Source organism: Neobacillus drentensis (assembly GCF_036966985.1).
Classification (GTDB): Bacteria; Bacillota; Bacilli; order Bacillales; family Cytobacillaceae; genus Neobacillus; species Neobacillus drentensis_E.
The window spans coordinates 6364-11631 of the sequence record NZ_JBALSN010000362.1; the positions used below are offsets into that span (position 1 = coordinate 6364).

The following is a 5268-nucleotide window of genomic DNA, read 5'->3' on the forward strand; positions in this document are numbered from 1 at the left end:
CTCCCCTGCCCCGTCCTCCCGCAGGACATTGAATTTGCTTCTTTGAATCCGCCCACGCACGAAGAAAATGCGATAGCATCTTCGAGGAGTCTTCGTGCCTTCCGCTCCAATCAACAGGGTGCCAAAATAAACAATAAGCTTTTACACAGCCTTTTTAAAAAAAGTTGTCAATATGTGAAATGTCTTTTGAAAACGTTTTACATTATGTCTGATGATAATAGGAGCGCTACCCTTCACAATAAAGACAGACGAAACAAATTGTAAAGGAGTGACTCAGGATGGGTAATGTTCAAACAGGTGAAGATTTAGTTACGAAAGATGAGAAATATCTTTGGCATTCAATGAAGCCGTATAACCCGCAAGCTACTTCCATCATTCAAAAAGCGGAAGGTGCTTGGCTGACAGATATTGAGGGTAATCGTTATTTAGATGCCATGTCGGGATTATGGTGTGTAAATGTTGGTTATGGAAGAGAAGAAATAGCAAAAGCGGCATATGACCAACTTCTAGAGAACAACTATACACCATTAACAAATGGGCATCCTACGGCGATTTTACTTGCTGAAAAAATCAGCGAATTATTAGGTGGGGATTATGTAGTATTTTTCTCCAATAGCGGCTCTGAGGCAAATGAAACAGCATTTAAAATTGTCAGGCAGTATTACCAGCAAAAAGGGCAAGGCAGCCGTTATAAAATCGTATCTCGATATCGTGCCTATCACGGGAACTCCATGGGAGCACTTGCTGCAACAGGGCAAGCAGAACGGAAATATAAATACGAACCATTAGCACCTGGATTTATTCATGTCAAAGCGCCGGATCAATATCGCTCCAATGAGGATGGATTTAAGAATCCAAGCGACTTACCTTCCGTTAAAGCAGTCGACGAAATCATGACATGGGAACATTCAGAAACCATTGCTGCGATGATATTGGAGCCGATTATTACAGGCGGCGGGGTTATTATGCCTCCGGATGATTACTTAAAGGGTGTAAAAGAAGTTTGCGAGAAGCATGGTGCCTTATTAATTGTCGATGAAGTCATTTGCGGCTTCGGACGGACAGGAAAAGCCTTTGGCCATCAACATTATGGGGTTCAGCCTGACATTATTACCATGGCAAAGGGACTTACCAGCGCGTATATGCCACTTTCAGCAACGGCAGTAAAGAGAGAAGTTTATGAGGAGTTTATGAAAAACGGCAATTATGACTTCTTCCGCCATATCAATACATTTGGAGGCTCTCCAGCGGCATGTGCCGTGGCATTAAAAAATCTAGAAATTATGGAACGAGAAAATTTATTTGAACAATCTACCGAAATGGGTGCGATTTTAATAGAAGAGTTAAAAGCGAGAATTTCACATCATCCTCACGTTGGTGATATTCGCGGAAAAGGATTGCTTGTTGGAATCGAGCTAGTCGAAGACCGCAATACAAAAAATCCTTTGCCTGTAGAAAAGGTCAACCAAGTGATTGCTAAGTGCAAAGAGCAAGGATTAATAATTGGAAAAAATGGTGTAACTGTTGCAGGATATAACAACGTATTAACATTATCTCCACCATTAAATATTACGTTGGAGGAAAAGGATTTTATTCTAGCAAAATTAGTTCAAGCAATTGAGTCATTATAACCAAACGAATCCAAAGAATAGCTTTTTAAATCGAAAGGAGAACGGATGATGACAAACATAACTGACGTGAAAGAACTTACACATTTTATTGATGGAAAAATGATCAAGGGTGAAAGCGGCCGTTTTTCAGAAGTGTTCAATCCGGCAACAGGCGAAGTCATTGCGAAAGTACCGTTAGCTTCCTCCAATGAAGTGAAGGGTGCCATAAAAAAAGCAGAAGCCGCCTTTCCGGCATGGCGTGACCTCTCCGTAGCGAAGCGGGCAGAAGTTATTCTGAATTTCCGCAACTTGCTAAAGCAAAATAAAGATAAAATCATCGAATTAATCTGCATCGAAAGCGGGAAAACAGAAGAAGACGCAAATGGTGAAATTACTCGTGGATTAGAATCAGTAGATTTAGCGATTAATGCGCCTCATTTCATGAAAGGTGAATATTCAGTAAATGTAGGCGGACAAATTAATGCCTATTCAGCTAAATATCCACTTGGTGTCGTGGCAGCCATCTCTCCTTTTAATTTTCCAATCATGGTGCCATTAGCGCAAACAAGCATGGCGGTAGCCGTTGGAAATGCAGTTATTTTAAAAGCTTCTGAACGTGTACCTATGACCGCTTTATATATTTGTGAATTATGGAAAGAAGCAGGCCTGCCAGATGGTATTTGGACAGTCATCAATGGTGATAAAGAGGCGGTAAATGAACTACTTGAAAATCCAGCCGTACAGGCCATTTCCTTCGTTGGATCTACACCAGTAGCACACTATATTTATGAAACGAGCGCTAAATACGGCAAACGTGTGGTTGCCTTAGGAGGCGGAAAAAATAATATGGTCGTTATGCCTGATGCTGATTTAGAACAAGTAGCAAATGCTTTCATCAGTGCAGGGTATGGCGCTGCCTCACAACGGTGTATGGCCATCTCTACATTAATGCCGGTCGGACAAGAAACGGCTGATCGCTTGGTAGAAATTTTAAAAGAAAAGGTTGATCGCTTAAAAGTAGGTGCTTTCACAGACGGTGCAGATTACGGCCCAGTTATTTCCTTGCAAGCAAAAGAAAGCATCCTAAAAGCAATTGATCTCAGTGAAGAAGAAGGTGCAACACTCGTTTGTGATGGTCGTAATCAAGACATTACCAAAAATGACGGAGGATTCTTCCTGGCACCAACATTACTTGACCATGTGAAACCAGGTATGAAAATTTATGAAGAAGAAGTTTTCGGTCCTGTTCGTAATATTGTACGTGTTGATAGTTTAGAGGAAGCAATCAAATTAATTAATCAGCAAGAATTAGCAAATGGTGTAACGATCTATACCAATAATGGGCTGGCAGCCAGAAAATTCACGACTGAAATTGATGTGGGAATGGTCGGTGTGAATGTACCAATTCCGATCCCAGTAGGCTTTCATAACTTTGCTGGTTTTAAGGGCTCGAGATTTGGCGACGGGCAAATGTTTGGCCCAGATCAAGCACGGTTCTATACAAAGACCAAAACAGTTTCAGAACGCTGGTTATCAGCAAGCGATAATAGTGATCTATCCTTTGCATTCCCTAGCAATAAATAAAAAAACCGGAGAAACAATAAGGCCCATTTTCATTAATGTGCTCCTCCTTCATTATGCCTTTGTAATTGGCGGTATCAACTTATGAAGAAAAACCTACAAAAATAAAAGTTAATTTTAGTGATTGCGCCGATTTCAAATTTGAATCGGCTTTTTTAATTTTCGTAGATCAGCCACAGAATGGAGTCTCACTTCAGCAACTGGGTTCTTGTTAATTAATTTTATTATTTCGAAAAAATTTATCAACTTGTATATTGTTCATTTAAAAGACATGTGTTAGTATTAACTTAAATCTTAGTTTATCCGATAAACAAACTAAGTTTATAAATTAGTTTATTTTTTAAAAAAATATTTCTAGATAGGTAGTGGATGCAGCAATTCACTTTAAAAAGGGTTACCAATTTTCTACCCATCTCTGAAAGCGATTAACCGCTTAAAAAGATTTGAGGGATTCAATTTTTCCAAAAGACTATACTACCAATATCTATTAATGTAAGCGGATAAGTGATTTAAAATTTGGCTGAAAAGGAGATTTGACATGGCTTTAATGGAATCAACTGTTAAACAAATGAACAAAAACACTCAAAACATTCAACATAACGAGTACCATAAGCTCAGCCTTTCTGAACGGATTGGCTACGGTCTTGGGGACTTTGCCCAAAACCTCGTATTTGGTACAGTTGGAGGATTCCTAGCTCTCTATCTGACGACCGTTAATGCCATTGGTACGGCAGCAGCTGGGTTCATCTTCTTGTTTGTCCGTATCGTCAACGTATTCTGGGATCCAATGGTTGGTACCTACGTCGATAAACATACATTTAAGCACGGAAAATATCGTCCTTGGCTTCTGATTGCAGGGATTCCACTTATTATCTTATCAGCGATGCTCTTTGTTCCAATTCCAGCCATTCGTGGTTCAGTGCCAATCGCCTTTATCACTTACTTCCTGCTTGACTTGGTTTATTCTGTCGTTAACATTCCTTACGGTTCGCTGAATGCTTCACTCACACGTGACCCAGAATCCGTAGATAAAATCACAACTACTCGTATGATGCTGGCTAACATTGCTAACCTCTTGGTTTACACGCTGTTTCCAATGTTTGTCCAAATGTCAGCCCCATTAGACCGTTCACCCAAAGACACAGGTTTCTTTGGCCTCAAGCTCAACATGGGTACTTATACGGATGCATCTGCAAGTCACGCTTGGTTTGGGGTTTACATGGTGTACATGATACTTGGCGCTGTAGCGCTGTTCTTCTGCTATCGTCTTACAAAAGAACGCGTTGTCGCAACTGCGAAACAATCTGCAGAAGTGAAAGTTACCGACCTGTTCGTTGAATTGAAGAATAACAAACCACTCGTTATTCTTGGTTTCTTCTTTATGCTTGCTTTCACCTTCATGTTCTTCATGAACACAGTGAATGGCTTCTTTAACCAATACACGGTCAACCACTCAGACTGGATGGGTGCAGTAGGTCTCATCGCCTCCATCCCTGGTATTGCTTTCCCAGTCTTCTGGCCAAAATTAAGGAAAATCTTCGGTAAAAAGGGATTCTTCCATTTCTTCCTTGGTATGTTTGTTCTTGGTGAAATCCTTACTTGGGTATGGTCGTTAGATGGCATGCATGATTCACTCTTCCTTGCCTATGTTTCAACCTTCATCAAACAATGGGGTCTTACATCAGCAACAGGTTTCATGTGGGCACTCGTTCCCGAAGTTGTCTCTTATGGTGAAATGAAGTCTGGCAAACGGAACGCTGCTATCATCAACGCGATCATGGGTCTCTTCTTCAAGATAGGCTTCACTCTTGGCGGTGCCGTTCCACTCTGGTTCCTTGCTGCCTACGGCTTCGATGGAAATGCAGTGAAACAAACAGCTAGTGCTCTTTCTGGTATCAATATCACAGCTATCTGGATTCCAGCAGTGCTTGCTATCGTTTCAATGATTGTTATGGCTCTTTACCCGCTATCAGATAAAGACGTCGAAGATATCAATAAGCAACTCGATGCTTCTCGTGCCAAAGCAAAAACTAATTGAACTGTGAGTCACAAATAAATACGATAAAAAATACAAACC

At 40.7% G+C, this 5268-nt stretch carries 3 protein-coding genes; all 3 read left to right on the forward strand.

Features of this window, described 5'->3' with window-relative positions; translation table 11 throughout:
• The first annotated feature begins 278 nt into the window (after nt 1–278).
• A complete protein-coding gene (locus V7659_RS21790) occupies nt 279–1631 on the forward strand; it encodes an aspartate aminotransferase family protein (RefSeq protein ID WP_335542205.1) in 1353 nt (450 codons plus the stop codon).
• A 45-nt stretch (nt 1632–1676) separates the two neighbouring features.
• Nucleotides 1677–3194, forward strand: a complete 1518-nt coding sequence (locus V7659_RS21795; protein ID WP_335542207.1) for a CoA-acylating methylmalonate-semialdehyde dehydrogenase — start codon at nt 1677–1679, stop codon at nt 3192–3194.
• A 535-nt stretch (nt 3195–3729) separates the two neighbouring features.
• On the forward strand, nt 3730–5229 hold the full coding sequence (locus tag V7659_RS21800; protein ID WP_420491389.1) for an MFS transporter: 1500 nt from the start codon (nt 3730–3732) through the stop codon (nt 5227–5229).
• The last annotated feature ends 39 nt before the right edge of the window (nt 5230–5268 follow it).

Excerpts from the sequence above, each read along its gene's own strand:
- V7659_RS21790 (WP_335542205.1), top strand. The coding sequence starts at position 279 with ATGGGTAATGTTCAAACAGGTGAAGATTTAGTTACGAAAGATGAGAAA.
- V7659_RS21795 (WP_335542207.1), top strand. The coding sequence starts at position 1,677 with ATGATGACAAACATAACTGACGTGAAAGAACTTACACATTTTATTGAT.
- V7659_RS21800 (WP_420491389.1), top strand. The coding sequence starts at position 3,730 with ATGGCTTTAATGGAATCAACTGTTAAACAAATGAACAAAAACACTCAA.